At 65.0% G+C, this 25,871-nt stretch carries 27 protein-coding genes and 1 tRNA gene; 8 read left to right on the top strand and 20 right to left on the bottom strand.

Annotated features, from left to right (window positions below; all coding sequences use genetic code 11):
• Positions 1-8: 8 nt before the first annotated feature.
• The 8 genes from prcA to DXK94_RS01310 all read right to left on the bottom strand — a co-directional run bounded on the left by prcA (position 9) and on the right by DXK94_RS01310 (position 8,481).
• Positions 9-719 carry a proteasome subunit alpha gene (prcA, locus tag DXK94_RS01345; protein WP_115523482.1) on the bottom strand — a complete coding sequence of 237 codons (711 nt, stop codon included), beginning with the start codon at positions 717-719 and terminating at the stop codon, positions 9-11.
• 1 nt (position 720) lies between these two features.
• The gene (gene prcB / locus DXK94_RS01340; RefSeq protein ID WP_079596132.1) at positions 721-1,542 is read right to left on the bottom strand and encodes a proteasome subunit beta; all 822 of its coding nucleotides are present in this window, start codon (positions 1,540-1,542) and stop codon (positions 721-723) included.
• Positions 1,543-1,622: 80 nt separating this feature from the next.
• A complete protein-coding gene (locus DXK94_RS01335) occupies positions 1,623-1,826 on the bottom strand; it encodes a ubiquitin-like protein Pup (protein WP_015937113.1) in 204 nt (67 codons plus the stop codon).
• A gap of 86 nt (positions 1,827-1,912) precedes the next feature.
• On the bottom strand, positions 1,913-3,586 hold the full coding sequence (gene dop / locus DXK94_RS01330; protein WP_115523481.1) for a depupylase/deamidase Dop: 1,674 nt from the start codon (positions 3,584-3,586) through the stop codon (positions 1,913-1,915).
• Positions 3,583-5,334: a proteasome ATPase gene (gene arc, locus DXK94_RS01325; protein WP_079596130.1), complete on the bottom strand. Its 1,752-nt coding sequence runs from the start codon at positions 5,332-5,334 to the stop codon at positions 3,583-3,585. Before arc ends, dop begins: the two co-directional genes overlap by 4 nt.
• A gap of 81 nt (positions 5,335-5,415) precedes the next feature.
• Positions 5,416-6,480, bottom strand: a complete 1,065-nt coding sequence (locus tag DXK94_RS01320) for a tRNA (adenine-N1)-methyltransferase (RefSeq protein ID WP_079596129.1) — start codon at positions 6,478-6,480, stop codon at positions 5,416-5,418.
• 98 nt (positions 6,481-6,578) lie between these two features.
• Complete coding sequence (locus DXK94_RS01315) at positions 6,579-7,745, bottom strand: site-2 protease family protein (protein ID WP_115523480.1); 1,167 nt, start codon at positions 7,743-7,745, stop codon at positions 6,579-6,581.
• Complete coding sequence (locus DXK94_RS01310; RefSeq protein ID WP_115523479.1) at positions 7,738-8,481, bottom strand: HAD family phosphatase; 744 nt, start codon at positions 8,479-8,481, stop codon at positions 7,738-7,740. Before DXK94_RS01310 ends, DXK94_RS01315 begins: the two co-directional genes overlap by 8 nt.
• Positions 8,482-8,633: 152 nt before the next feature.
• Between DXK94_RS01310 and DXK94_RS01305 the strand changes: the two genes are divergently transcribed.
• The gene (locus DXK94_RS01305; RefSeq protein ID WP_079596126.1) at positions 8,634-9,539 is read left to right on the top strand and encodes a PAC2 family protein; all 906 of its coding nucleotides are present in this window, start codon (positions 8,634-8,636) and stop codon (positions 9,537-9,539) included.
• 51 nt (positions 9,540-9,590) lie between these two features.
• Here DXK94_RS01305 and mshC read toward each other — a convergent pair whose 3' ends face one another.
• Together mshC and DXK94_RS01295 are read right to left on the bottom strand one after the other, a co-directional pair.
• Positions 9,591-10,868, bottom strand: coding sequence for a cysteine--1-D-myo-inosityl 2-amino-2-deoxy-alpha-D-glucopyranoside ligase (gene mshC, locus DXK94_RS01300; protein ID WP_115523478.1), 1,278 nt, complete (start codon positions 10,866-10,868; stop codon positions 9,591-9,593).
• A gap of 15 nt (positions 10,869-10,883) precedes the next feature.
• Positions 10,884-11,717, bottom strand: coding sequence for an undecaprenyl-diphosphate phosphatase (locus tag DXK94_RS01295; protein WP_079596124.1), 834 nt, complete (start codon positions 11,715-11,717; stop codon positions 10,884-10,886).
• 52 nt (positions 11,718-11,769) lie between these two features.
• Between DXK94_RS01295 and DXK94_RS01290 the strand changes: the two genes are divergently transcribed.
• On the top strand, positions 11,770-12,705 hold the full coding sequence (locus DXK94_RS01290) for an aldo/keto reductase (protein ID WP_115523477.1): 936 nt from the start codon (positions 11,770-11,772) through the stop codon (positions 12,703-12,705).
• Between the two features lie 10 nt (positions 12,706-12,715).
• On the opposite strand, the gene DXK94_RS01285 is transcribed toward DXK94_RS01290, so the two are convergent.
• Entirely contained in the window at positions 12,716-12,982 is a 267-nt protein-coding gene (locus tag DXK94_RS01285) for a hypothetical protein (protein WP_079596122.1), read from the bottom strand.
• Positions 12,983-13,021: 39 nt separating this feature from the next.
• On the opposite strand from DXK94_RS01285, the gene DXK94_RS01280 reads away from it, so the two are divergent.
• Positions 13,022-13,255, top strand: coding sequence for a DUF5703 family protein (locus DXK94_RS01280; protein WP_013600973.1), 234 nt, complete (start codon positions 13,022-13,024; stop codon positions 13,253-13,255).
• A gap of 50 nt (positions 13,256-13,305) precedes the next feature.
• Here DXK94_RS01280 and DXK94_RS01275 read toward each other — a convergent pair whose 3' ends face one another.
• Both DXK94_RS01275 and DXK94_RS01270 read right to left on the bottom strand, forming a co-directional pair.
• Positions 13,306-14,466 (bottom strand): acyl-CoA dehydrogenase family protein, encoded by a 1,161-nt coding sequence (locus tag DXK94_RS01275; protein ID WP_115523476.1) that lies wholly within the window; start codon positions 14,464-14,466, stop codon positions 13,306-13,308.
• 11 nt (positions 14,467-14,477) lie between these two features.
• Entirely contained in the window at positions 14,478-15,782 is a 1,305-nt protein-coding gene (locus tag DXK94_RS01270) for a M20/M25/M40 family metallo-hydrolase (RefSeq protein WP_079596120.1), read from the bottom strand.
• Between the two features lie 170 nt (positions 15,783-15,952).
• Between DXK94_RS01270 and DXK94_RS01265 the strand changes: the two genes are divergently transcribed.
• Positions 15,953-16,035, top strand: a tRNA-Leu gene (locus DXK94_RS01265).
• 112 nt (positions 16,036-16,147) lie between these two features.
• Here DXK94_RS01265 and DXK94_RS01260 read toward each other — a convergent pair.
• The 5 genes from DXK94_RS01260 to DXK94_RS01235 form a co-directional block, all read right to left on the bottom strand.
• Positions 16,148-16,999, bottom strand: coding sequence for a phosphotransferase family protein (locus DXK94_RS01260; protein ID WP_115523475.1), 852 nt, complete (start codon positions 16,997-16,999; stop codon positions 16,148-16,150).
• A 91-nt stretch (positions 17,000-17,090) separates the two neighbouring features.
• Positions 17,091-17,996, bottom strand: a complete 906-nt coding sequence (locus DXK94_RS01255) for a DNA/RNA non-specific endonuclease (RefSeq protein WP_115523511.1) — start codon at positions 17,994-17,996, stop codon at positions 17,091-17,093.
• A gap of 611 nt (positions 17,997-18,607) precedes the next feature.
• A complete protein-coding gene (locus DXK94_RS01245; RefSeq protein WP_079596119.1) occupies positions 18,608-18,838 on the bottom strand; it encodes a helix-turn-helix transcriptional regulator in 231 nt (76 codons plus the stop codon).
• Complete coding sequence (locus DXK94_RS01240) at positions 18,838-19,431, bottom strand: hypothetical protein (RefSeq protein ID WP_258868389.1); 594 nt, start codon at positions 19,429-19,431, stop codon at positions 18,838-18,840. Before DXK94_RS01240 ends, DXK94_RS01245 begins: the two co-directional genes overlap by 1 nt.
• A gap of 182 nt (positions 19,432-19,613) precedes the next feature.
• Positions 19,614-20,111, bottom strand: coding sequence for a DUF805 domain-containing protein (locus tag DXK94_RS01235; protein ID WP_181884706.1), 498 nt, complete (start codon positions 20,109-20,111; stop codon positions 19,614-19,616).
• A gap of 149 nt (positions 20,112-20,260) precedes the next feature.
• On the opposite strand from DXK94_RS01235, the gene DXK94_RS01230 reads away from it, so the two are divergent.
• On the top strand, positions 20,261-20,929 hold the full coding sequence (locus DXK94_RS01230; protein WP_115523471.1) for an SGNH/GDSL hydrolase family protein: 669 nt from the start codon (positions 20,261-20,263) through the stop codon (positions 20,927-20,929).
• Between the two features lie 284 nt (positions 20,930-21,213).
• On the opposite strand, the gene DXK94_RS01220 is transcribed toward DXK94_RS01230, so the two are convergent.
• Positions 21,214-22,185: a glycosyltransferase family 9 protein gene (locus DXK94_RS01220; protein WP_115523469.1), complete on the bottom strand. Its 972-nt coding sequence runs from the start codon at positions 22,183-22,185 to the stop codon at positions 21,214-21,216.
• Positions 22,182-23,327, bottom strand: coding sequence for a glycosyltransferase family 9 protein (locus tag DXK94_RS01215; RefSeq protein WP_115523468.1), 1,146 nt, complete (start codon positions 23,325-23,327; stop codon positions 22,182-22,184). Before DXK94_RS01215 ends, DXK94_RS01220 begins: the two co-directional genes overlap by 4 nt.
• Before the next feature lie 210 nt (positions 23,328-23,537).
• Between DXK94_RS01215 and DXK94_RS01210 the strand changes: the two genes are divergently transcribed.
• The 3 genes from DXK94_RS01210 to DXK94_RS01200 all read left to right on the top strand — a co-directional run bounded on the left by DXK94_RS01210 (position 23,538) and on the right by DXK94_RS01200 (position 25,845).
• Entirely contained in the window at positions 23,538-23,840 is a 303-nt protein-coding gene (locus DXK94_RS01210) for a DUF4193 domain-containing protein (RefSeq protein WP_066275770.1), read from the top strand.
• 163 nt (positions 23,841-24,003) lie between these two features.
• Positions 24,004-24,744 carry a M50 family metallopeptidase gene (locus tag DXK94_RS01205; RefSeq protein ID WP_115523467.1) on the top strand — a complete coding sequence of 247 codons (741 nt, stop codon included), beginning with the start codon at positions 24,004-24,006 and terminating at the stop codon, positions 24,742-24,744.
• A gap of 9 nt (positions 24,745-24,753) precedes the next feature.
• The gene (locus DXK94_RS01200) at positions 24,754-25,845 is read left to right on the top strand and encodes a glutathione S-transferase family protein (RefSeq protein ID WP_115523466.1); all 1,092 of its coding nucleotides are present in this window, start codon (positions 24,754-24,756) and stop codon (positions 25,843-25,845) included.
• Positions 25,846-25,871: the final 26 nt, after the last annotated feature.

Here is a 25,871-nt window from a genome sequence, read left to right as displayed (position 1 = left end):
GTGTCCTCCTAGGCCAGCAGTGCAGTGATATCCGCGTCATTGAGCCGGCGGAAGGCGCGGCGGGACCCACGTGAGCGCTCGGACATCCTGTCCAGGACCGCAACCTCCAGCGCCCGTGCCGGCAATGCCTTGGCCTGGTCATCTGCTTCACCTGCGGGGGCCAGGCCGGACATGGCCAGCCGCACGGCTTCCGAGAAGCTGAGCGAGCTGCGCCAGCCGCCCTCGATGGCAGACGACACCTTGTCCGCCTGGCCGCCCATCACCACAAAACTGTGCTCATCGGCGATGGAACCGTCGAAGGTCAGCCGGTAGAGATGGTCCTCTTCCTGGGTGGGGCCGACTTCGGCCACCGCCAGTTCCACTTCGAAGGGTTTCTGTTCGGCGGTGAACACGGCGCCCAGGCTTTGGGCGTAGACGCTGGCCAGGCCCCGGGCGGTGACGTCCTCACGGTCGTACGAGTAGCCGCGGACGTCCGCGTACCTGACGCCGGCTTGCCGGAGGCTTTCGAACTCGTTGTATTTCCCGACGGCGGCGAACGCGATTTTGTCGTAGATCTCACCGATTTTGTGCAGGGACGGGGAGGGGTTTTCCGCCACCAGGGCGATCCCCTCCGCGCAGCTGATGACCACCACGGACCTGCCGCGGGCGATGCCTTTCCGTGCGAAATCGGCACGGTCCTTCATCAGCTGTTCGGGCGAGACATAGAACTGCTGGGTCATCTCAGGCCTCCCGTCCGGCGATGGTGCGGGCTTCGATGACGTTCCTTGCCGCGGCTGCGAGTTCCGGCTCGGGAACCCGGCGGGCGCCCGAGCTGTCCACCGTATAGACCACAGGCCACAGCTGGCGGACGGTGTCCGGGCCGCCGGTTGCCGAATCGTCGTCGGCGGCGTCGTACAGGGATTCCACCGCAACGGCGAGGGCCTCGGCGGCAGTGAGGTTGGGCCGCCACAGTTTTTTCAGGGCGCCGCGGGCGAAGACGGACCCGGACCCTACCGTGTGGTGTTCGTGTTCCTCGTACCTGCCACCGGTGACATCGTAGGAGAACAGCCGGCCCACGCCGGCGCTGGTGTCGAATCCGGCGAAGAGCGGCACCACGGCCAGGCCCTGGAGCGCCAGCGGGAGGTTGCCGCGGATCATGGCCCCAAGCCTGTTGGCCTTGCCTTCGAGGCTGAGGAGCGTGCCTTCGATCTTTTCGTAGTGCTCGAGCTCCACCTGGAACAGCCGCGTCAGGTCAATTGCTATGCCGGCCGTTCCAGCGATGCCCAGCACCGAGAACCGGTCTGCGGGGAACACCTTCTCGATATGCCGGCTGGCGATGACGTTGCCCATGGTGGCCCGCCGGTCCCCTGCCATCAGCACGCCGCCGTCGTAGCTCAAGGCAACGATGGTGGTGGCGTGCGGAACCTGCAGCGGAGCGGCCGCGGACGCGCCGCCCTGGGGGGACCGGCTAAAGGGCAGAAGCTCCGGCCGGTCCCGCTGCAGGTGTTCGGTAAAGGACGAGGTGGCGTTGGCGGCTACCTGGTTGGCGGTTGATTCCTGCACTCATGCACTCCTTGAACGTGGTACTTCAACGTCTGTACAGATTCCGGCCGTCCGGGGCTTCCGCCACCCTCCGGTCCGGGTTACTGGCCGCCTTTTTGGACGAAGGCCCGGACGAACTCTTCGGCGTTGGATTCCAGGACGCCGTCGATCTCATCAAGGAGATCGTCCACCCCTTCGGTTGATGCCGAAGCCTGGGCTTCCGGTGGTGCGGGCGGCGCCTCAGGAATGTCCTCGTCGACCTGGCTGTCGCGTGATTGCGGCTGCTGCTGCTCCTGACCTGCCATTGTTATCCCTCCCTTTAATCAGTCATCGGATCCGGCGGATCCTCCGATATGCCCATCCTGCCACGGCAGCGGCCGTCCGGCGCGGTTTACGCCGCAGGCGGAGCGTTGTTGTGTCCCAGGAGTTCCGCGAGGAACGGACCCGCTTCCCGGTAGCGCTGGAACAACGCTCCCGTCAATGCTTTGGTTCCGCGCAGCGGCTCGCGTGTGGGGACGCGCTGCAGGCGCCCGTAGCCGGGTACGTCGAAGATGACCGAGTCCCAGCTCGCGCCCACCACATCCTTACCGAAGCTGCTGATGCACTTGCCGCGGAAGAACGCGCGGGTGTCCGGCGGCGGTTCCCCGACGGCGGCAGCGATGGCGGCGTCGTCGACAATCCTTTGCATCCGGTTCCGGGCCAGGAAGCGGTAGTACAGGCCTTTTTCCGGCCGGATGTCGGCCCACTGCAGATCGACGAGGCCCAGCCGGGCGTCGTTCCATTCCAGGCCGTCCCGCTGCCGGTACCCGTCCAGGAGCGAGAGCTTGGCGAGCCATTCCACCGAACTGGACGCCGCGGCCCTGTCGCTGTCCAGCTGGGTAAGGACGGTTGCCCACCGGTCCAGGACATCGTGCGTGTGTCCGTCGCCGTCCACGGCGTCGCCCACTCCGGTGTCCTGTGCGAGCTTGGCTGCGGCCTCGTGGTACATCCATTGCAGGTCAAGGGCCGTGACCCGCCGGCCGTCGAGCAGCCGCAGTGTGGCCGTCAGGGATGTGTCGTGACTGACCGCCTGCAGCGCCTGGACAGGTTCGTATACCTCGACCTTCGGCGCCAGCCCCGCCTCGATGAGGCTGAGCACCATGGCCGTGGTCCCGAACTTCAGGTAGTTGGACACCTGGCTGAGGTTGGCGTCACCGATGATGACGTGCAGGCGCCGGTACTTGTCCGCGGTGGCGTGCGGCTCGTCCCTGGTATTGATGATGGGCCGGCGGATGGTTGTTTCCAGCCCCACTTCGGCTTCGAAAAAGTCTGCCCGCTGGCTGATCTGGTACCCGGGCCCCGAGCTGTCCTGTCCGATCCCCAGCCGTCCCGCGCCGCAGATGATCTGGCGGGTCACGAAGAACGGCGTCAGGCCGCGCACAATTTCCCCGAACGGGACCGAGCGCGGCATGAGGTAGTTCTCGTGGGAGCCGTAGGACACCGACTTGTTGTCCGTGTTGTTTTTGTAGAGGTTGACGGGCGGAAGGTCGGGGTCCGACGCCAGCCGCCGTACCGCTGCCAGGCCCACAAGATCTCCGGCGGCGTCCCAGATGACGGCATCACGCGGGTTGGTGACTTCCGGGCTGGAGTACTCGGGATGGGCATGGTCCACATACAGCCGCGCCCCGTTGCCGAGGACCATGTTCATCAGGAGTGTGCCGGACTCGTCCTGCCCGTCGAGCTCGAGTTCCTCCCGGCCGTACGCGAGGGCAACGGCTTCCGCGTCCAGTACCGGCGGCTGGTCCGTCAGCTGGCTGGGATGTGCCGAGCCCCGGTCCACCGTCCATCCACGGGCGTCGTGCAGCGGCTCTTCATCCGTGTAGTCCCAGCGGGTTTCAGCTCCTCCGGCGGCGCGCTGCCGGGTGACCTGGGCATAGGCCTGGACCACCCGGGCACTCATCATGGTCGCGTTGGCCGAGGGGGCGGAGGGGGCGTGGATGCCGTACTCGGTTTCGGCGCCCATCACCCGCATGGCCCCGCCGGCCGGGAGTGATCCCCCGGCGGCGGGCTCCGGTGCAGCGGTCATAGATACTGTCCCGTGGTGGGCATGGTTTCGATGGACTTGCCGGGTTCCTGGCCGGCCTTGCCCTGGACGATGGTACGGATGTAGGTGATCCGTTCGCCCTTCTTGCCGGAGATACGGGCCCAGTCATCGGGATTGGTGGTGTTGGGCATGTCTTCGTGTTCGCGGAACTCATCCACCACGGCCCGCAGGAGGTGCTCGATCCGGAGCCCCTTCTGCTGCGTGGTCAGGAGGTCCTTGATGGCGTACTTCTTGGCCCGGTCCACCACGTTCTGGACCACGGCGCCGGAGTTGAAGTCCTTGAAGTACAGCATCTCGGTGTCACCGTTGGCGTAGGTGACTTCCAGGAACTCGTTCGACTTGTCCGTGGAGTACATCGCTTCCACGGTTCGCTGGACCATGGCGTCCACGGTGGCCTGGACATCGCCGTCGTGCTCGGCGAGGTCGGACTCGTGGAACGGAAGGTCCGGAGTGATGTATTTGTTGAAGATGTCCGCTGCCGCTTCGGCATCCGGACGGTGGATCTTGACTTTGACGTCCAGCCGGCCGGGGCGGAGGATCGCGGGGTCGATCATGTCCTCGCGGTTGGAGGCACCGATAACGATCACGTTGTCGAGGCGCTCCACGCCGTCAATCTCGCTGAGCAGCTGGGGCACGATGGTTGTCTCGACGTCGGAGGAGATGCCGGTGCCGCGGGTGCGGAACAGGGAATCCATTTCGTCGAAGAACACCACCACGGGGCTGCCGTCGGATGCCTTTTCCCTGGCACGGGAGAAGATCAGCCGGATGTGGCGCTCGGTCTCACCGACATACTTGTCGAGGAGTTCGGGGCCCTTGATGTTCAGGAAGTAGCTCTTGAGGTCCACGTTGCCGGAGCGTTCGGCGGCGCGGGCGGCGAGCGAGTTGGCCACGGCCTTGGCGATGAGGGTCTTGCCGCAGCCGGGAGGGCCGTACAAGAGGATGCCCTTGGGCGCCTTGAGACCGTGTTCCCGGTAAAGGTCAGGATGGAGGAACGGCAATTCGACGGCGTCGCGGATCTGCTCGATCTGCGGCCCCAGGCCTCCGATGTCCTCGTAGGTGATGTCCGGGACTTCTTCCAGGACCAGGTTCTCCACCTCGGAGCGGGGGACCTTTTCCAGGGCGTAGCCCGTCCGCGAATCGATGGACAGGGCGTCCCCTACGCGGAGCTTTTCAGTGAGGAGGGCTCCGGAGAGCCGGACCACGCGCTCTTCGTCGGCCCGTCCAACAACCAGTGCGCGGTCGGCGCCGAGCATCTCCTTCAGCGTGGCCAGCTCGCCGGCCCGCTCGTAGCCGAGCCCGGCCACAATGAGCAACGCCTCGTTGAGCAGGACTTCCTGGCCCACGGCCAGCTGGTTGATGTTGACCAGCGGGCTGATGCCCACGCGCATTTTCCGGCCCGCGTTAAAGATGTCCACGGATTCCTCCGTGGCCGCCTGCCCGCTACTGCCCGGAGAGGGCGGCCGTTTGGGGTTCAGCTGGAGGATGGTGCCGAAGCTGTACGGCGGCTGTCCTTCCTGGTCCAACGCGTTCTTGAGCCTGAGAATCTCGGCTTTCGCGGTCTCCAGCATGCTGACCAGCTTGGTGTTGTTCTGCGTTGCCGCAGCCAACTGGCGGTCGATATGCCTGAGCTTGTCCCGGAGGATGTTGACCTGGCGGTCGGCAACCGAGAGGTCATTGGCGGCAGAGTGCTCTGCCGGTGTACGTCCGGAGTCCTGGTTTGGAGTCTCCATGTGTATCAGCCCCTTCCTGCGCTTCTATTAAGACATTAGCCCCAAGATGGCAGGTAGGGATGGAGACTCCCGAAATCTGGACTAGTTCGTGATCTCCGGTGCGTCCTTGACGTTGGTGCCGGCAATGGCGTCGCGTGCGGCGCGCCGCAGCTTTTTGTCGGACACAAGCCGCTCCCCCACGGCCCCCGGGGTCCAGGCGTTGACGTCCTCTTCGTTGAATTCCGTCTTCGAGGGGCGGCGCTTTACCGAAATTCCGGTGACACCGTCAGCCAGCCTGCGTGTCACAAGGAGGAACCCGGTGTGGGCCACCATCCGGTGGTCCGGACGGACCGCGAGTCCTTCAAGGTGCCAGCCGCGGACCATGGACTCCCAGGCGTCGGGTTCGGTGAACCGGCCGTCGGCCCGGATGGCTTCCGCCGTCCGTGAGAGCTGGGTGACGGTGGCGACGTAGTTGATCCAGACGCCGCCCGGCGCCAGGACGGTGGCTACGGCGTCGAGGCATTCCCACGGTGCCAGCATGTCCAGGACCACGCGGTCCACCGAGCCGGGTGCCTCGCTGCGGACAACCTCTTCCTGGAAATCGCCCAGGGAGATCTGCCAGGCCGGATGCGGGCCGCCGAAAATCGTTTCCACGTTTCCGCGCGCGATGTCCGCGAACTCTTCTCGCCGTTCAAAGGAGTGCAGGTAGCCCTGGTCGCCAACAGCGCGGAGCAGGGAGATGGAGAGGGCGCCGGAACCCACACCGGCTTCCACGACGCGTGCGCCCGGGAAGATGTCAGCCATCGTCACGATCTGGCCGGCGTCCTTGGGGTAGACGACGGCGGCGCCACGCGGCATGGAGAGGACGAAGTCTGAAAGCAGCGGGCGCAGGGTCTGGTATTGCTGGCCAACGTTGTTCACCACCACGGAGCCGTCTACCTTGCCGATGATTTCATCGTGGTTCAGGAAGCCGCGGTGGGTATGGAAGGCTCCGCCGCGCTCGAGGGTGATGGTGTTCATGCGCCCGCGCTCGTCGGTCAGCTGGACGCGCTCACCCTCCCGGAAGGGTCCCCGGCGCCGGGCAGCTCCCACCGGCTGCGAGCTGCCGGGGGCAGCACCGGCCTGGGCTGCTGCCGTTGCTTCATTGACGGCAGTTTCGCTGCTCATGATGTTCCTCGCTCCTGTAAACCTGGGGTGCCAACGCATGCATGTCCTGGTACAGACATTGTGGCTTCTGCGGCGGCAATGCACACCGGCACGTAACTCTACCGGTTCTGGCCCTGGGGTCGCTTATCGGTCCGCTGCCGCTTTCCGGTGATGGCAGCAACTACCGCGTCCTGGGAGAGCAGCCCGGTCACCCTGCCGTTGTGGTCCACCACAGCGTAGTGGCGCCCCTCGAGCTGGGACAGGAAGGTGATCAGCTCCTGTCCCTTCGACCATTCGGGGACATAGGCGCCCGGAGCCAAGGCAAAGGAGACTGCCGTGACGGGAGTGGAATCTGCTGCGGCGGGCGGCACGGAGGCCAGCGCTGCGGGATCCACCACGCCCTGGGGCCGCCCGTCAGGCCCGTAGACGACGAGGGAGGTGGTTCCGGCTGCACCGTGGCGGAGGGCTTCCTGCACTGAAGCAGTGGACGGAAGTCCGACGGCGGGCGTCGCCAACCCCGCCGCAGTCACCAGGGGCAGCCGGGCGCGCAGCGTTCCCTGCTGGATGGACGCGGAGGCCCCCATCCAGAGGAATCCGCTGACGAGGACGGTGATGATGACCAGGCTGAAATCAGGCTCGTCCCCGGCGAGGAGTGGCCTGACGATGAACCAGGCGCATATTGCGACAACGATGATCCGGCCGCCCCAGCCGGCCGCGACGGTTCCCTTTGCCTGGCTCCCGGTGGCCTTCCACACGGCCGACTCAACCAGTCGCCCGCCGTCGAGCGGCAGGCCGGGAAGCACGTTGAAGACCGCGATCAGGAAGTTGGCCCACATAAAGATGTTCGTGAGGATTTCGGCGACGCTGCCCATGCTGTCAGTGCTGAGGGCAAGCCAGGCGCCTCCGGCCAGGACAAAGTTCGCTGCCGGACCCGCCAGCGCCACCAGGACGGATCGTCCCGGTGAAGCGGTGAAGCTTTCGAACTGGGTGTGGCCGCCCCAGAGGTTGAGCACGATTTTTTGGGTGGGCCACCCGTAGATCTTGGCGGTCAGCGCATGGGCGAGTTCGTGGACCAGGACCGAAATCAGCAGCAGGACCGCGTAGGCGAACGCCACCACGTACGCCGTAGCGCCGAGGGCGGGGTTGCTCCGGTCAAGCACCGGTCCGTAAACAAGCACGGTGAAAGCGGCAATGATGAACCACGAATAGGCGAGCACCACCGGAACCCCGGCGATCCTGCCGAGGGGAATGCCTTCGCGGCGGGCCGGAGCGCGGGTTTCAGTCACGTGAAGTCCCGACGGCGGAAGCGGCTTCTGCCTGCTGTGAACCGGACGCCGGGGTGTCCGCGAGCAAGGATTCAAGGTCGGCCACGGTGCGGCCGGCCAGCGAATCCCACAGGGTGTAGCGGCCATCATGGGGCAGCGGAACAATGTGGGGTATTGCGACGGTGGCCACGCCGGAGGCGACGGCGGCTGCCACGCCTGGCGCGGAGTCTTCCAGTGCCACGCAGTGCTCGATGTCCAGGTCCGGATCGGTTTCCCGCAGCCGCTCCACGGCTGCCAGGTATGCCTCCGGGTGCGGTTTCCCCTGGGAGACAGTGTCGCCGGTGACCAGGATTTCGAAGTACGGGCGGGGAAGGCTGGCAACCACCTGCCGCGCGAGCGGACCCTCGGACATGGTGACCAGGGCGCAGCGCACCCCGGCGAGATGAAGATCTTCCAGCAGTTCACGGGCACCCGGCCGCCACGGCACCTGCTGCTGGACGCTGTTGATGACCGCTGCTGTGAGGGTGTCGATGATCTGGCGTATCTCCAGGCCGACGCCTGCCTGCTGGAGGAGCCCCGCGGAAAAGGTCAGGGACTGGCCCACCAGCTGCATGGCCTGCTCATGGGACCACGTTCCTCCGTGGGCTTCCACCAGCGCACGTTCGGCGGCGATCCAGTAGGGCTCGGTGTCCACGATGGTGCCGTCCATATCCCAGAGGACGGCTTTGAGCGGGGTACTGGAAGCTGGCGGTTGCATGCTCCCAAGTCTACGGGGACATGCTGGACGCCTCCTGCGGGCTACGCCCTTGGCGAATCCGGGCCCAATTCCTGCTGCCGGCCCCGGCTTCCGCGCATTTTGCGGCGCTTCATTCCATGCACTGGGAACGTCCTTGGACGTAGGGTGAAGAAATGAATAGCTTCGAGGGAGACACCACCGAACCGGGTGCCGGACCCGAGCGGGAACGGTTCCTGCAGCCAGTGGCTGACGGACAGCGGGTAACTGTGATGCTTGCCGCCTTTGAAGGCTGGAACGACGCCGGCGAGGCGGCGAGCGATTCGCTGCGGTACCTGAACAAGCTGTGGGGCGGCAAGAAGGTAGCGTCCATAGACGCCGACGAGTACTACGACTTTCAGTTCACCCGGCCCACTGTCCGTAGGAATGCCGCCGGCGAACGGAAAATCAAGTGGCCCTCCACGAGGATTTACAAGGCCAGCGCGCCGGACTCCAACGTGGACGTGATCTTTGTCCAGGGCACCGAGCCATCCTATAAATGGCGCGCCTACACCGCCGAGTTGTTGGTGCACGCGGAAGCCTTGAACGTGGATTACGTGGTACTGGTGGGGGCGCTGCTCGCTGATGTTCCGCACAGCAGGCCGATTCCGGTGAGCACGTCGTCCGATGACGCCCCGCTGCGGGAGCGCATGAACCTGGAAGCTTCGCAGTATGAAGGCCCGGTGGGCATCGTGGGTGTCCTGTCCGAAGTTGCCCTGCTGGCGGGGCTCCCTACGGTCTCGCTGTGGGCCGCCGTTCCGCACTATGTGGCGCAGGCGCCGTCACCCAAGGCCCAGCTGGCCCTGCTGCACCGGATAGAGGAGCTGTTGCAGGTCCCGCTGGACACCCACGAGCTGGCGGAGGAAGCGGACGCCTGGGAGCGCGGCGTGGACGAGCTGGCCACCGAGGACCCGGAGATCGCGGCCTATGTCCGGCAACTGGAGGAAGCCAAGGACACCGCCGACCTGCCGGAAGCCACGGGCGAGTCCATTGCGCGTGAGTTTGAACGCTATCTGAAGCGGCGGGGCCAGGACAGGCCCTGAGCCGGGCTGGGCCGCACCCGTTCCCGGCGCGTAAGGCCGGGAACGGAAAGGTCAGAGGCGGATGCCCAGGAGCGCGTCCACCGCGTCCCTGACCAAGGCCTGGTCCGCGGCGTTGGCGGCAGCGCCGCCGTCGTTCGCCTGCCGGGCCCAGCCGGAGACAGCCGCAACAGCCCCGGGGGCGTCGAGGTCCGCGGCAAGCGCCGCCCGCATCTCTGCGATCAGCGGCCCGGCGGAGCCTGCAGGGGTGTGGTCAAGTGCCCGCCGCCATGCCGTGAGGTCAGCCTTGGCGGCCGCGAAACCTTCATCCGTCCAGGACCAGTCGGAGCGGTAATGGTGGGTAAGGATGGCAAGCCGGATAGCGGCGGGATCCTCCCCTGCCGCCCGCAGCTTGGAGACGAGCACCAGGTTGCCCTTGGACTTGCTCATCTTTTCGCCGTCCAGCCCCACCATGCCCGCGTGGGCGTAGTGCCTGGCAAGCGGCACCCCTGCCAGTGAAAACGCGTGCCCGGCGCCCATCTCGTGGTGCGGGAAGATCAGGTCGGAGCCGCCGCCCTGGACGGTGAACGGCGAGGGCAGGTACTTCTGCGCGATGACGGTACATTCGATGTGCCAGCCGGGCCTGCCGGGCCCCAGGCTTCCGCCGGGCCAGCTCGGCTCGCCTTCGCGCTCCACCCGCCACAGCAGCGGATCCAGCGCCTGGCGCTTTCCGGCCCGCCCGGGGTCGCCGCCGCGTTCTGCGAAAAGCTCCAGCATGTCACTTTCGCCCAGCCCGGAAATGCTGCCCAGGGTCCACGCTTCCGGAGAGACGGACTGCTTGCCTGCGGCCTCGACGTCGTAATAGACATCCCCGTCCGGATCACCGTTGCTGCCCTGCACCTTGTAAGCCAACCCGAGGCTGACCAGGCGTTCCACCTCGGGAACGATCAGCCCGATGGATTCAACGGCACCCACGTAACGGTCCGGGGAAAGGACATTCAGCGCCTCCATGTCCGTGTGGAAGAGCTCAATCTGGCTGGCAGCCAGGTCCTGCCAGTCGACGCCGGTGGCGGAAGCGCGTTCCAGGAGCGGGTCGTCCACGTCTGTCACGTTCTGGACGTAGGAGACGTCCTGGCCGGCGTCCCGCCACGCCCTGTTCAGGAGGTCAAACGCCACATAGCTGGCCGCATGGCCCATGTGTGTTGCGTCGTACGGGGTGATCCCGCAGACGTACATGGAGGGCGCCGTTTCGGCCTCCAGCTCCACCTCGCGGCCTGCCGCGGTGTCGAACAACCGGATGGCAGGCATGTTTCCGGGCAGGGCAGGAACGGGGCGGGAAGTCCAGGATTTCACAGACCAAGCCTAGTGCTAGGCGCTGATGACACCGAAACCGAGAAGCAGGTACAGCGCGAGGCCCAGGAAGATCCGGTACCAGACGAACAGCCGGTAGCTGCGGGTGGACACGAACTTCAGGAACCAGCCGATGATGACGTAGCCCACCACCAGCGCGATGGCGGTGGCCAGTGCGGTTTCCGCCAGGCCGTAGGGGCCGGTGATGCCGTCCTTGGACACCACCTTGTACAGCTGGAACAGCCCGCTGCCGAACACCGCCGGGATGGCGAGCAGGAAGGAGTAGCGTGCCGCAGCCTCGCGGGTGTAGCCCATGAGGAGGCCGGCTGTTATGGTCCCGCCGGAGCGGGAGACGCCGGGAATCAGGGCCATGGCCTGGGCGAAGCCGTACAGGATGCCGTGCTTGTACGTCAGCATGTTGAGGTCGCGTTTCTGCTTGCCGACGGCATCGGCGACGGCGAGGAACAGGCCGAAGACGATCAGCATGGTGGCCACGATCCACATGCTGCGGAGGACGGACTCGATCTGGTCCTGGAACAGCAGTCCCAGGACGATGATCGGCAGGCTTCCCATGATGACCAGCCAGCCCATCCGGGCGTCAGGATCCTGGCGCGGCACTTTTCCGCTGAGTGAACCGGCCCAGGCCTTGACGATCCGGACGATGTCCCGCCAGAAATAGATCAGCACGGCAGTCTCGGTGCCCAGTTGGGTGATGGCGGTAAAAGCGGCGCCCGGGTCGGCGGCGTTGGGCAGGAATTGCCCCACGATCCGCAGATGCGCACTTGATGAAATCGGAAGAAATTCGGTCAGTCCCTGCACTAGGCCCAGCAGGGCCGCCTCAAACCAGTTCACGCTAAGACCCTACGTCATGGGCAGCAGGGGTTCTGCCCGTAAGCTTGCTGCTATGCAGCAGCGTTACGTCGGCAACAGTGGATTGCGAGTTTCATCCCTCTCACTTGGGACCATGGACTGGGCCGGCGAAACCGATGAACAGGACGCATCGGAACTGCTGCGCACCTTCCTCACCGCGGGCGGCCGGCACGTGGACACCGCTGCCTCATACTCGGACGGGCGTGCCGAGGCGATGTTGGGTTCCCTGTTGGGAGACGTGGTGGCGCGGACAGAGGTGACCATCTCCACCAAGGCGGGAATGACGACGCCGGATGGCCGGCGCGCCGTCGACACCTCGCGTAACGCGATGCTCACCGGCCTGGATGCGAGCCTTGCCAGGCTCGGGACGGACTACGTGGACATCTGGTTCGCGCAGGCCTGGGACGGCAATGTTCCGCTGGAGGAAACTTTGTCCGCCCTGGAATTCGCCGTCCGGACGGGACGGGCCCGATACGCCGGCGTGTCCAACTTCAACGGCTGGCAAACGGCCAAGGCAGCGGCGATCGCCGGGTTCCCGCTGGTGGCGGCGCAGGCCGAATACTCATTTCTGCAGCGCAAGCCGGAAGCCGAGCTGATCCCGGCGGTGGAGGATGCCGGCCTGGGCCTGATGGCGTGGGGGCCGTTGGGCCGCGGGGTGCTCACCGGAAAGTACCGCGGCAGCATCCCGGCGGGGTCCCGCGCGGCATCCGCGTCCGGTTCCGCCTACGTGTCGCCCTACCTTGACGAGAAGCCTTCGCGGACGGTCGAAGCAGTCTGCATGGCAGCGAAAGGGCTCGGCCGGACCCCGCAGGACGTCTCGCTCAGCTGGCTGCTGTCCCAGCACGGGGTAGCCACCGTGATTGTGGGTCCGCGGACGCCGGTGCAGCTGAAGGAAATACTCGAAGCCCAGCTGACGCCGCTGCCGCCCGAGATTGCCCGGGCGCTGGAGGATGTGTCAGCACCGCAATAGATTCGCGGTCCTATTCCTGGACGATTTCCAGGTCCTCGTCGTCGTCCACTCCGCTTTCTTCGTCCTCTTCATCCTCGTCATCAAAGACCTGAAGCGGCGTCACCTCGTTGTAGGCCTCATAGAGCGCGTCCTCGTACACTTCGAACGCGTCTGCGACGGCAAAAAACGCTGCCTCCACGGAGGGGTCACCATCTCCGCGGCGGTTGGATGCTGCTATAAGGTGTTCTTCCAAAGCGGTGGTCAGGGACTGAAGCGCGACACGCGGATCGATGCTCATGACTTCACGTTAGCCGGAAAAGGACGAAAATGGAGAGCAATGAAGGAACAATTTCTCACCAGCTCGGTCCAGCGGGAACGGGATTATTTGAGGCAGTACGAGTACCTCGTACTGACGGTAAGCCCTGACGATTCACTGCACGAGGCGCGGCGCCGGCTGGTGGAACACTCCGAGTACGGCAAGTGGGAGCTGGAGCGCAGCAAGCTGTATGTGGGCGGCGGACGGCGTTTCTGGCTCCGCCGACGCGTGATGCAGGTCCAGCGGACCGTCTAGTGGTTGCCTGTCCAGCGGACCGTCTAAGGGATCGCGGTCCAGCAGACCGACTAAGGCTCGAGTGGACCCAGCCAGGCGTTCGCCACGGTGTTGTGGGCCGATTCGTCGTCGGACGGGTGGAACATGCCTGCGAGGACGTCCCGGTAGAGCCGTTCCAGTTCGGATCCCCGGAAGTAGCTCGATCCGCCGCTGACCCGGATGGCCAGGTCCACCACCCGCCGCGCCGTTTCGGTGGCGTTGACTTTCAGTCCTACGAGTTTGGGGAACCACTGCGGGCCGTGGTCCGCCAGTGCGTCGACGTCGGACGCGACGGTTTTGAGCTGCGGGTAAAGGTTGTCCATGGCCATGGCAGCCTCGGCAACCTTCCAGCGGATGTCCGGGTCCTGCGCGTAGCTGCGTCCGCCGTTCTTGAACGAGGTGCGGCGCTTGACGGTTTCGACCCCTTCGGCGAGGGCGCGCTCCCCCAGGCCGGTATAGACGGCGGCGAGGAGTGTTTCGAAGCAGGCGAAGATGGCGAAAATCAGGGGATCAGGGTTTGGTCCGACGGGGAGCTTGCGGAAGATCCGCTCCGCCGGGACCCGAACGCCTTCGAGGACCGTTGTGGAGGACTGGCTGGCGCGCATGCCCAGGGTGTCCCAGTCATCGAGGATGCGGTAGCCGGCCGTGTCCCGGGTGATGAACCCGTGAACCAGTTCCCCGTCACCGTCCCTGGCCTCGGAATCCTTCCCGAAGATCCCGAGACGGGTCCAGGCCGGAGACAGGCTTGTGAAGATTTTGGTGCCGGTGAAGGAGTACCCGCCGTCGGGTGAGGGCGTTGCGGTGGTACGGGAGTCGAAGAGCACAGAGTCGTTGCCCGCTTCGGAGTTGCCGTAGGCGAAGATCTCCCCGTTGGCCGCTTCCTTCAGGACGAAGTCCAGGGACTGGTCCCCGCGGGCGCCGAGAACCTGCGCGACGCCGGTCCACACCAGGTGCATGTTGACGGCGAGGGCGGTGGCCGGGGCAGCCGTTGCCAGCCTCCGCTGGCACTGCGCCGCCGCTTCGAGCCCAAAGCCCATGCCGCCGTCGGACGTGGAAACAAATAACTTCAGGTAGCCGGCGGCAGCCAACTCCCGAAGGTCCTCATGGAAGAAGGTGTTGTCCCTGTCGTAGCCGGCAGCTCGGCCGCGGATCCGCTCCAGGAGGGAATCCGGGAGCAGCTCTTCGGGGGTCATGCCCGCCCCTGTCAGTAGTTGGTAAGCAGGGTGTTCAGCACCCTGGCGCCGAATTTGAGCGAGTCGGCAGGGACGCGCTCATCGACGCCGTGGAACATTCCGGTGAAGTCCAGTTCGTCCGGCAGCATCAGCGGCGCGAATCCGTAGCCGGTGATTCCGAGCCGGCTGAGTGACTTGTTGTCCGTCCCGCCGGAGAGGGTGTAGGGCAGGACTTTGGCGCCCGGGTCCTCGGAATGGAGTGCGTCGATCATGGAGTCCACCAGATTGCCGGCGAACGGCACCTCGAGGGAGACGTCCTGGTGGACGTAGCTGACGTCCACGCCGGTGCCGGCGAGTTCCCTCACGATCTCGAGGACATGTTCCTGCTGCCCGGGAAGAGTGCGGCAGTCGATGAGGGCCTCGGCCGATTCGGGGATGACATTGTGCTTGTAGCCGCCCTTGAGCAGCGTGGGGTTGGTGGTGTTCTGCAGGGTGGCGCCGACGAAACGCGACACCGTGCCCAGCTGGTCCAGCAGGCGGTCCGGATTGTCGGCGTCGAACTCAACGCCCGTGAGTTCCGTCACGCCGTCCAGGAACTGCCGGGTGGTGGGCGTCAGTTCGATGGGCCACTTGTATTCGCCGATGCGGGTCACCGCGGCCGCGAGGCGGGTGACGGCGTTGTCCGTGCTGATCTGGGAACCGTGGCCCGCCCGGCCGTGGGCCACGAGGCGGAGCCAGGAGATCCCCTTTTCGGCGGTTTGCAGCAGATACGTGCGCTGGCCGCCGATGGTGGCCGAGAAGCCTCCCACCTCCGAGATGGCTTCGGTGGCGCCTTCGAACAGTTCGGGGCGCTTGTCGACGGCGTAGCGGGCTCCGTAGGCGCCGCCGGCTTCCTCGTCAGCGAAGAAAGCGAAGATGATGTCCCGCTTGGGCTTCCTGCCCGAGCGGGCGAAGCTCCGCAGGACGGAGAGGATCATGGCGTCCATGTCCTTCATGTCGACGGCGCCGCGGCCCCAGATGAGGCCGTCCTTGAGTTCAGCGCCGAAGGGGTCCACCGACCACTGGTCCCGGAGGGCGGGCACGACGTCCAGGTGGCCGTGCACCACCAGGGCACTGGCGGAAGGATCCTCGCCGGCCATCCGGGTCACAACATTCGCCCGGCCGGGGGCGGATTCGAAGATTTCCGCCTCCATGCCGACTTCCTCAATCAGTCCGGCAGCGTATTCCGCAGCAGCCCGCTCCCCCGGCCCGGAGCCGTCGCCGTAGTTCGAGGTATCGATCCGGATGAGTTCCTGGCAGATCCGGACAACTTCATCCTCGGGCAGGACGTCAGGCATTGGGAGCTCCTCGTTAGGGAATGACTGGTTGGTATGCGCGAATTCGCTGCCCTCAGCCTACCCACTTGGCCCGATTCGTTGTTCCCGGAAAGTCGTGTTAGAGTTTTTCTCGCTGCTTCGGAGAGGCGCGAAACACTGAAAGGTGTGAACGGTTCCCCGAATTACCACCTGCGCGGGTGGCGGAATGGCAGACGCGCTAGCTTGAGGTGCTAGTCCTCGAAAGGGGGTGGGGGTTCAAGTCCCCCTCCGCGCACAAACGGAAGCCCCGGAAAATCAGTGATTTTCCGGGGCTTTTCTGTGTTTTGCCGGCAACTTCCATTGAGGCGTTGCTCACAGTGCGCGTCCCCGGCTGCGGGCTACCCGAACTAAAAACGCTGCAGTGCCTGGCCGAGCATTTCGTGACCTTGTGCCTCGAATGCCTCATCCCCTACAAGGTGTGCCCACACGGATGTACCAATCGCTTCCCGCAGCAGGTCGATTCGCCATACGTGGGCGGAACGGGGATCGTCACCATACCCGTTCAGGAACTCCTCCTCGAGCGCCGGCATTTTCTGCCACTGCTGCACCGCCAACCGGCAAAAGTCCGTAGCTGCGGGTCGAAAATCGAAGCGGCCGAAGTCTATTGCCCGAAGCCTGCCCTTGTTGCTGATCCAGTTCCGCGGCTGCCAGTCTCCGTGGGTGGGAACAACGCGAATGGGCATCGGCTGATACTTCCGCAGATGTTCACGGGCCTGCTGTTCCACTGCTGGAGCGATCCGATGCTTGTGCTCCAGCCAGCCCGCCGCCTTCGCTGTTGCCCGCGCCTCATAGTGCTCGTCAACCCGGGTCTCCTGGCTGTGAATCAGCCTCAGCAATTCACCTGCTTGGGCATGGATGCCTGGGGACAGTTCATCCTCCGTACCCTCGACAAGTTCCCCTTCGAGGTACTGGAGCACCAAGAGGTTGGAGCTTCGGCTTGCGTGCAGCATTTCACCCACCCGGCCCCGGGTGAGGAGCGGACGCGTGTAGGAGCCGTGAGCCGTGATCTCCCTGCCGATGTGATGGTTTCCCGGCCCGGCAGCTTTGATAATCACGGTGGTGCCGGACGCCTTGACGTGAAGCACAGTTGTTTCGAGTTGCCTCCAGGACATGTCGGCAATAAGCGCCGGGGCGCCGAGCCATCCTTCTGCGAGCCTGGCCTGTTGCTCCGACAACCGCCCGCCATCCCACCGTGCCATCCCCGGAGTTTATCGCGGACCTCACCAACCGGGACCGGCATCGCGACGGGATCGGGCAGGCGGACGAGCGGCGCCGGAAGAACAGCCAGGCTTAGGGCACACCTGCGCCCAGCAGGTCGAAATCCAGGTCAAGGTCCTCCGGCGATGTCAGCAGGCGCCAGGTGGAACCGACGCGGACCTCGCCGAGGCTGGCGGCGATCGGCATACGGTCCGCTTCCACGAGTTGCTCCAGCTCCAGGCCGGTGAGTTCTGCGATATCCCGGATCGGCACTTGAAAGGTCCGGAAAGGGCCCAATGGCGGAACGTCGTCTACGGCTCCAGGCCGCGGCACGTCCGGCAGGCCCGCAAGCTCGGGAGACTGGTCCACAACGTACCCGGTGGCTGCGGGATTCCCCTGGTGGACGAATACGGCGACCTTGAAGAAGCGCAGGGGAATCTCAACGCCCCGGTAGACCGGATCGATGTCGCTGAAGATCGGTCCCGTAAACACCACCAGTCGCCGGCGGTGGTCAGCCGCGTGGTCCAAAAGATAGGATTCCATGCCCAGCCACAGCTCCAGCCCCTGGTTGAATTTGGCTGCCTGGGGTGCCGCATTGGTGTAGTGGAATGTGTCCTGGTTCGCCCGGGCAGCCTCAGCCAGGGTATCCCCCCACACCGCGGACGCGCGACGAACCAGGTGCCCGCGGTCAATATCGTTCCGGGCATACACTCTCTCCCCCGTTTGCTGGTCCTCACTCAGCCTGGGATCCATGCGCCAAGTGATTCCGGACCTGCCGAGGTCCCTGAGCTTGCTTCCATCGATCCCGAGTCCTGTAACGGCGGCAAGGCGTTTGTCCGGGCGCATCAGCACGGAGAAGTGTGTGTATGGCAGCAGGACCGACTCCACATTTTTCAACCCCGGCATTGGCACCGTCACGCCTAAGAAGTCCGCATCAAAGCCCCGTCGGTCCGAGTAGTCGTTGGCGGTCGCAGACTGGGCTGCCAGAAGTTCATCCATGGCCCGGACCATACCAGCACCATGTGACAGCCAACCGAACAGAGGGCTGCGGTCGATGGAGACCATGTGCTGGCACTCCAGTTGCCCATGCAGCCCTAGACTCAGGTTATGAGGAAGGGGTGGGGGATCCTGGGAATCATCGCGCTGGCCTTGTGCTCCGCGACAACGGGCTGCAGCACGGCATGTCCGGCGATCGGCTACATCAGCACGGTTGAAGTTCACCTGGAAGGGAACGCCGGGGCAGTCAATGAGGTCCAGCTGTGCAACGAACAAGGTTGCTCGCAACCGGAACCGACGGCAGGCCAACCCGTTCCCAGGAGGACAATCACAACGGAGTCGCTGGATCCAAGGGCGTCCCCGGCACCGGCAGTGGACAGCCCTCCTCCGAATTTAATGTATGGGCGTAGGGCGGAGACAGCCAGGTGGGTTTTCACATTCCCATTTGGCGCGCCCCAGCACGTCACGGTCCGTGCGCTCACGACTGACGGTGGGGTGTTCGCTCAGCAGGACAACGCGTTGATCTGGACAAGGGTCGGCGGCACTCCGCCTTGCCCGGGGCCGATCACCACCCCTCCCATCAAGCTCCTGATGGATGGCAGCTGAGCAGGCAATCACGGGCGCGGATGCGCGGTGGTCAACAGATCACCTACGTTACAGTCGAGCACCTCACAGATGGCCGTGAGGGTTGAGAACCGGATGGCTTTAGCCCGGTCATTCTTCAGGACGGACAAATTCACCAGGCTGACGCCAACCCGCTTACTCAGCTCAGTCAGGGTCATTCCGCGGTCCGCCAGCAGTTCATCGAGCCGGCAGTGGATGTTCGAGGATTCCTCTGCCGGCATCAGACCAGGCCCTCGGTGTCCTTCTGCAGCCGGCCGCCGAACTGGAACACGCCGCCCACAAGCAGCATGGCGGTGCCCAGCAAAAACGGGACCGCGCTGAACTCCATCGAGAAATGGGCAGACTCCCCCGGAATCCGCCCATTGGCTCCGGCCAGGTCCGCAAGCAAGCTCCGGCCCCACCCATCGAGGAACTGGGCAATGGCCCCGACGACGACGAGGACAAAACCGCCGGAACCAATGATCCAGCCCGAACGCGGGGTAAACAGGACCTGGCTGCGCAGCCGGTACGCCAGCAGGAACACGATGGCCAGAATTACCAAGACAACCACCTGGTTTAACGCCCCCGCCCACGCCAGCAGCCCTGCCGGGCCGGAGGGAAGCACGGGGAAGGTTACCTCGAGGGCAGTAGCATGCCCGGTTGCCCCCAGGGACAAGCCATCCGCTACCCGGTTATCGGTCGTAACGGGAAGAGTGACAGTGGCCGCTCCGGTAAAGGATCCCAGAATGCTCACTACCGTCCATGTTGTGGTGATGACCGCGGCAACGGCCACAGAAATCATGACCAGCAGCGCGTCAGTCCCGGACACAATCATCTTCCACCTGGCATCTGTCGCCGCAGGCCTGACCAGTTTCATTTTTCCCCCAGAATTATCGACTACCGCTATTACCGGTAATCGATAACCTAGTGCCCGGCATGGGCGGAATCAAGCTTCCCGCAACGCCGGCAAACGAGAGGGAGCCCGCCTCAGGCGAGCTCCCTCTTGCAAGGCCGGCGTCAGTAGCCGGTGGGCTGATCGAACCGCTGTCCCGCCGGGTTCGACGGCAGGATGGCCATAACCAGAAGAGCCAGGGCGCCAAGGATCGGCACCAGGATCACCAGAACGAGCCAGCCGCTCAGGTTGGCGTCGTGCAGCCGGCGGACCAGCAGCGCGATGGACGGAACAATGACCGCCAGGCCCCACACGATCATCAGGATGCTGCCCACGATTGCACCGGGCCCGGGCAGCGCCGTGCCGTTTGCGGCCACCGTAGCGCCGGGGGCTCCGGCCACCGAGGTGATGATGTTGAGGACCACGCCGACAAGGAAAGCGACAAGCGCCCACCACCAGTATTCGCTCCGGCTGGCGCGGCCCGAGAACGTGGCGTACTTCTTGAAGAAGCGGCGCACCGCTACGGGCAGGCTGGCGCCGTAGTGCGGCGCCCATAACGGCGGCTCGCCGGCTGCAGGCTGGTAGGACTGTTGCTGCGGACTGGGGTATTGCGGATAGCTCAAGGATTCCCCCCGGAATGTCAAAGTGATGAGACCAGCCCATCCTAGAGCCAGCAGCCTTAAAAAGTCCTTTCGATGGATAAACTTCATCTGAAATTCTTCCCCACGCGCCACCAGTGGCACCGGATCGAGTGTCCGGGCAGTATGGGTACATGGAGGCACCTTTGGCAGTCGAGCCCGGTCCCGGCCACGTCGTGCTGCTCGGCGATTCCATCTTTGACAACGCCGCCTACGTCGGCGGCGATCCCGACGTCGTCACGCAGCTACGCCAGGAACTCCCAGGGTGGCGGTGCAGCCTGGTGGCGGTCGACGGCGACGTCATGGCGGGCGTGGAGCGGCAGCTGGCTGCCGTGCCCCGGGATGCAACGCATCTGGTGGTCAGCGTTGGCGGAAACGACGCACTCGGGTACGCGCCATTGCTGCAGGAGCCGGCACCATCGGTGGCAGTGGCCCTCGCCATCCTGGCCAACGCCCAAAAGAGGTTCGGCTCAGAATACGACGCCGTAACTGACGCGCTGATGAATACGGGGCTGCCGGTTGCCGTCTGTACGATCTACGACACTCCCCCGTCAGGGCCGGACCAGGCCATCATCAAGGCGGCCCTGTGCCTCTTCAACGATTCCATCACCAGGGCGGCCTTTTCGCGGGGAGCGGGCCTGATCGATCTCCGGCTCGTCTGCACCGAGGATGGTGACTACGCCAACGCGATAGAGCCGTCGTCCCGGGGCGGCCTGAAGATTGCGCGGGCCATCGCTGCGTTCGCAGCAGGGGACCACGGCACCCGTCCACCCATCGTGGTGACAGGCGGCCTGCCACAGTAGCGGCGGAATCGGCAATCAGTGCGGCCGCAGCCTCCGCCGGAGACGCCTGCCATGTCCCTCGTGGTGCGGGCCGGCTGCAACGGGCCGGTACTCGACCCTTCGCGTTCCAGCGCGGTCCTCCCGCTTCTGCTGCCGGCGGGCCTTCCTCTCGGAGCGATCAATGGCAGACAGAATGCTCAGCGTTACCGCTACCCACAGCACCGCAGCCAACAACACCAAGGCAATCTCCATGTCAGTGCCCATGCCTCCATTTTAGGCTTCCACAGACCTGATGCACCGTGCTGCTAGAACAATCCCAGCTCCCGGACTGCTGCCAGGACGTCGGGCACCTGTACTGCCAGCAACGCGGGATCCGGTTGTCCGGAGAACGTATCCCCCAGCCGCAGTTCGGCCTTCGTCAGGACAACATGGGGTCCCGGCGGTGGTCCCCAAATCTCGGGAGGCGCGGGTCCGAACAGCACCACCGACGGCGTACCGTACGCCGAAGCCAGGTGTGCCGCGCCGGTATCAGCCGAGATCACCAGCCGGGCGGCGGCGATGGTGGCCGCGAACTCCCCCAGTGAAAGGTGACCGGCCAGTACCGCCTCCGGCGGCAACCCGGCACGGCTGCATACCTCCACCGCACGTTCCTTTTCTGAGTTGCCTCCAGTAAAGACAATATTGTGGCCGGCGTCAGCCAGCGCGGCGGCAACGGCAGCAAACCGCTCCGCCGGCCAAAGCCGGCTGCCGTATGCCGCCCCCACATGCAGGACCGTGGCGCCCGGAACAGGGCTGGGAACGTGCGGCAGGTTCAGCTGCACATCCAGCGGGTCCGCTTCAATGCCGTGCCACTCCAGGAGCCGGACCCACCGTTCCCGTTCATGGAGTTCACCACGCCAGGGCGGGCCGTCCCGGAACTGGCTCCGATGCCCTATGGTGTGCCGCGCCTGGAGGGCTTCAATCCGCCCCTGGCTCTCGGGGCCGCTGCCGTGGAGGTTGACGGCAACGTCCACCACGCCTGGTTCCATGGCGAGCGGCTCGTCGAGGCCGTGGGTGGGCAGCAGTTCATAGCCGCCCACCAGTCCCAGTGCCTCAGATAGCCAACCCTGGGCGGCATACCGGAGCCGGTGCTCCGGGAATGCCCGGCGGAGTGCCTTCAGCGCGGGCACCGCAACCAGCAGATCACCCAGCTTCAAGGCGCGCAGAACCAGGAGCTCCGGCTTCCCGTCGATCACGCTGTTGGTGCCGGCACGCTCCAACCCTTCCCCGCCGCTCATGCATCCTGCTTTGCTGCTCCGGTGGCCACGAGGCTCCGGACGTCCTCGTAAACATCACGGACCTCGATCCCTGCCACAACGGAGTCATCGTGGGGGCAGCGGGGCGCCGTCCAGCCAACCTGGGTGACGTCTATCCCGCAGGTAGGGCAGGCAGTCACCCAGGACGCATGGATCCTGTGCAGACTGCGGCCCAGTGCCCCGGCGTTGATAACATTTCCTGCCCAAAAAATTCCTACGGTGGGCACCCCGAGTGCCTGCGCAAGATGGCGGGGGCCGCTGTCATTGCCCACCACCACGGCCGCATTAGCCAAAAGCGCCACGAGCCCGGACATCTCCAATTTCCCGGCCACGGATTTGACGGCCCCTGATGCCGCAAGGCCGGCAATCCGTTCCGCCAACTCCTGCTCGCTCGTGTCCCCGACAACCATCACCCGGTAGCCGTCCGCGGCGCAGGCGGCGGCAAGTTCAGCGAACCGCTCAGCCGGCCAACGACGGCGGGGATCAGTTGCGCCCGGATGGATCACCACGAGGGGCTGGCTGGCGTCGTTGTCCTTCCCTGCAGGACCGGGCGACAGTCCCTCAACAGGCTCAAGCCGCGCTTCAAGGTCAACGGGGAAAGCCCCCGCAAATCCCGCCACCTCCACCGCCCGCAGGGGCTCGTGCTGGTAGTAGAGGTAGGGAACGGTCCGTTCCAGGCTGGCGGCGTCCGCTGTTCTGGTACCCACAGTGTGGCGCGCGCCCAACCGCAGCAGGAACGGGTTTGAATACCGGCCGCCGCCATGAACCTGGACGGCGAGGTCAAACCTGCGTGCGCGCATGTCCTCGAAGAACGTGTCCAGTTCCACAGGGTCTTCGCTTCCGGGCCGGACACCCTCGGAAAAAGGAAGGACGCACACTTCGTCCACCGGGCTCTTAACGGCCGCGAGCAGTGCCCTATGTATAGGAGTACCCAGGAGTGTGATGTCCGCTCCGGGATAGGCAGCCTTGAGGGCGGCCATCGCCGGGATGGCGAAAATCAGGTCACCGAGCCCGCCGCCGCGCAGCACAACGATCCTGGACACGTCATCGAACTTTTCCAGCACCGGCCCCACACCTGTGCCAACCTGCCCGGCACCGCCGAACTCCGCAGTGAGCTGCTCCACAAACGCCCCTTCGATTCGGGCGGAGACCGCGTCGCTATGCCGCGCCCTCCGCTGCTCGTGTGGCCACAACAGGGTTATTCCCCTGAAGGCCGCCTCCTTTGAACCTTTACCCAGACGGCGGCAAATATACTCCGTCTATTGGGGAATACCCGCTTGATGCTGTACGTTTCATACGCGACAGGCGAACCAAAGAAAAGAGAAGCACCCAAAGTGGCAACCGATTACGATGAACTGCGCTCCGACGTCAAGGAATCGCAGGACAACTCACTCGAGCAGCTCCAGTCAGCAAATGCTCCCGACGCGCGCAGCGTTGTCCTTGAGCTGGATGAGGCTGACGGGCTCGACGGCGCGGGCGTTCCCGGAGGCGAATTTGTCGCCGAGGAGCTCGTGGTGCAGGTCATTCCGCAGGCCGAGGACGAGTTTACCTGCTACTCCTGCTTCCTGGTCCGTCACCGGTCCCAGATTGCCCGCCAGAAAGATGGCCACAGCTACTGCACCGAGTGCGAGGGCTAGTAAACACAGCCGCCAATGTGCTGCGGACACGTCCGCGGCACTGCCGGATCGAAAGGCACGCTGCACGCCGGCGTGCCTTTCGGCTTTAAGCCTGCACACAGCCTGCTCCAGTAACGTGGACGTTTATGGCTAAGAGTGGCAACGCGTCTTTCCGGAGGCCCGGATGAACATCCCCGGCGATCTTTGGCAGGCGTTGGCTGAATCATTCCGCCGCACGGACCTTCCTGCCATTTCCTTCACTGAGCTTTTGCTGGCGGTCGTGCTGGCAACCGCCCTGTCCATTCCCAGCCGGTCCTGGAAGTACTTTGGCCTGTTGGCCACGACTGTCCATGAGCTGGGCCATGCCGTTGCCGCCCTCACGAGCGGGCAGCGGTTGTCCGGAATACGGCTGCGGCTGGACCACTCGGGAACCACCACCTCCTACAGCCGGAGCCGGCTTGCCGCCGCCTGGTCATGTTTCTGGGGGTATCCGGTTCCGGCGATCGTCGGTGCGGCGTTTGTGATGTGCGGCTTCAGCGGGTGGGGGCCAGCGTCCATCGCGGGCAGCGCCGTCGCTTTGGCTGCCTCGCTTCTTTTCATCCGCAACCTGGCAGGCTTCCTCATCACTGCCGTCGCGATTGTTGGCGGGCTGACGATGATCCTCGTGGTGCCGGATGCCTTTGTGGGGCATGTGGCGGTCATCCTGGGCCTGGCACTGCTGGTGGGCGCCGTACGGGACCTGATCAAACTGGCAAACGTCCACGTCCGCAGAAGGGAGCGGCTTTCCACGTCTGATGCATACCTGCTCTACCGGGCTACTGCCGTGCCTTCCGCCATCTGGATCACCCTTTTTGCTGCCCTGGTCGGCGGCTCCTGGTTCGTGGCGTGGCAGCCGATCTCCACGGTCCTGCTCCGGGGCGCATAGGCTTATGCCATGAGCCAGGAAACGGACAGCATCCAGCAGGCCGCCGATGGTAAGACGGCCGAGCACAGCACCCGCGGCGCGTATGTGACCGGCGGGGCAGAATTCACCCGGGACACAAACTACATAGAGGACCGCATCACCCGGGACGGCAGGCCGGGCGACAATGGCGAACCGGGCTGGCCGGTTGAAGCGGGGCGTTACCGCCTCATCGCAGCGCGGGCATGCCCGTGGGCCAACAGGGCCGTGATCGTCCGCCGGCTGCTGGGCCTGGAGGACGCCATTTCCCTCGGCCAACCAGGTCCCACCCATGATTCACGTTCGTGGACCTTCGACCTTGATCCCGGCGGCGTGGACCCGGTCCTGGGCATCGAACGCCTGCAGGAGGCCTACTTTAAACGCTTCCCCGGCTATCCCCGGGGGATTACCGTCCCGGCGATAGTGGACGTCCCAACGGGCGCCGTAGTAACCAACAACTTCCCTCAGATCACCCTCGACTTCTCTACCGAGTGGACCGAATTCCACCGGCCCGGCGCGCCGCAGCTGTACCCCGTGCACCTGCGGGAAGAGATCGACCAGGTGAACAAGCGGGTTTTCACCGAGGTAAATAACGGGGTGTACCGCTGCGGTTTCGCAGGTTCACAGGAGGCTTACGACTCCGCGTACGAACGCCTCTGGGCAGCTCTAGACTGGCTGGAAGAGCGGCTCACCCGCCAGCGCTACCTGGTGGGTGACACCATTACGGAAGCCGATGTGCGGCTTTTCACCACGCTGGCCAGGTTCGATGCGGTCTACCACGGGCACTTCAAATGCAACCGGCAGAAACTGAGCGAGATGCCCATGTTGTGGGCTTACGCGAGGGACCTCTTCCAGACTCCCGGCTTTGGTGACACCACGGATTTCGTCCAGATCAAGCAGCACTATTACATCGTCCACGAGGACATTAACCCCACGGGCATTGTTCCAGCCGGACCAGACCTGCGCGGATGGCTGGAGGATCACGGCAGGGAATCCCTGGGCGGCCGGCCGTTTGGGGACGGGACGCCTCCGGGCCCCGTCAGGCAAGGAGAAGAAGTAGCAGCGGGACACGGTCCGCAGACGTAGCGGAAAGCGCTTTCTAGCTAAACTGT

The sequence above is a fragment of the Arthrobacter sp. RT-1 genome, assembly GCF_003367205.1.
Classification (GTDB): Bacteria; Actinomycetota; Actinomycetes; order Actinomycetales; family Micrococcaceae; genus Arthrobacter.
This window is presented reverse-complemented; position numbering and strand designations above follow the sequence as displayed.

Excerpts from the sequence above, each read along its gene's own strand:
- prcA (WP_115523482.1), bottom strand. The coding sequence starts at position 719 with ATGACCCAGCAGTTCTATGTCTCGCCCGAACAGCTGATGAAGGACCGT.
- DXK94_RS01335 (WP_015937113.1), bottom strand. The coding sequence starts at position 1,826 with ATGGCAGGTCAGGAGCAGCAGCAGCCGCAATCACGCGACAGCCAGGTC.
- dop (WP_115523481.1), bottom strand. The coding sequence starts at position 3,586 with ATGACCGCTGCACCGGAGCCCGCCGCCGGGGGATCACTCCCGGCCGGC.
- arc (WP_079596130.1), bottom strand. The coding sequence starts at position 5,334 with ATGGAGACTCCAAACCAGGACTCCGGACGTACACCGGCAGAGCACTCT.
- DXK94_RS01320 (WP_079596129.1), bottom strand. The coding sequence starts at position 6,480 with ATGAGCAGCGAAACTGCCGTCAATGAAGCAACGGCAGCAGCCCAGGCC.
- DXK94_RS01310 (WP_115523479.1), bottom strand. The coding sequence starts at position 8,481 with ATGCAACCGCCAGCTTCCAGTACCCCGCTCAAAGCCGTCCTCTGGGAT.
- DXK94_RS01305 (WP_079596126.1), top strand. The coding sequence starts at position 8,634 with ATGAATAGCTTCGAGGGAGACACCACCGAACCGGGTGCCGGACCCGAG.
- DXK94_RS01290 (WP_115523477.1), top strand. The coding sequence starts at position 11,770 with ATGCAGCAGCGTTACGTCGGCAACAGTGGATTGCGAGTTTCATCCCTC.
- DXK94_RS01285 (WP_079596122.1), bottom strand. The coding sequence starts at position 12,982 with ATGAGCATCGATCCGCGTGTCGCGCTTCAGTCCCTGACCACCGCTTTG.
- DXK94_RS01280 (WP_013600973.1), top strand. The coding sequence starts at position 13,022 with ATGAAGGAACAATTTCTCACCAGCTCGGTCCAGCGGGAACGGGATTAT.
- DXK94_RS01275 (WP_115523476.1), bottom strand. The coding sequence starts at position 14,466 with ATGACCCCCGAAGAGCTGCTCCCGGATTCCCTCCTGGAGCGGATCCGC.
- DXK94_RS01270 (WP_079596120.1), bottom strand. The coding sequence starts at position 15,782 with ATGCCTGACGTCCTGCCCGAGGATGAAGTTGTCCGGATCTGCCAGGAA.
- DXK94_RS01260 (WP_115523475.1), bottom strand. The coding sequence starts at position 16,999 with ATGGCACGGTGGGATGGCGGGCGGTTGTCGGAGCAACAGGCCAGGCTC.
- DXK94_RS01255 (WP_115523511.1), bottom strand. The coding sequence starts at position 17,996 with ATGGATGAACTTCTGGCAGCCCAGTCTGCGACCGCCAACGACTACTCG.
- DXK94_RS01245 (WP_079596119.1), bottom strand. The coding sequence starts at position 18,838 with ATGCCGGCAGAGGAATCCTCGAACATCCACTGCCGGCTCGATGAACTG.
- DXK94_RS01240 (WP_258868389.1), bottom strand. The coding sequence starts at position 19,431 with ATGATTGTGTCCGGGACTGACGCGCTGCTGGTCATGATTTCTGTGGCC.
- DXK94_RS01230 (WP_115523471.1), top strand. The coding sequence starts at position 20,261 with ATGGAGGCACCTTTGGCAGTCGAGCCCGGTCCCGGCCACGTCGTGCTG.
- DXK94_RS01220 (WP_115523469.1), bottom strand. The coding sequence starts at position 22,185 with ATGAGCGGCGGGGAAGGGTTGGAGCGTGCCGGCACCAACAGCGTGATC.
- DXK94_RS01205 (WP_115523467.1), top strand. The coding sequence starts at position 24,004 with ATGAACATCCCCGGCGATCTTTGGCAGGCGTTGGCTGAATCATTCCGC.
- DXK94_RS01200 (WP_115523466.1), top strand. The coding sequence starts at position 24,754 with ATGAGCCAGGAAACGGACAGCATCCAGCAGGCCGCCGATGGTAAGACG.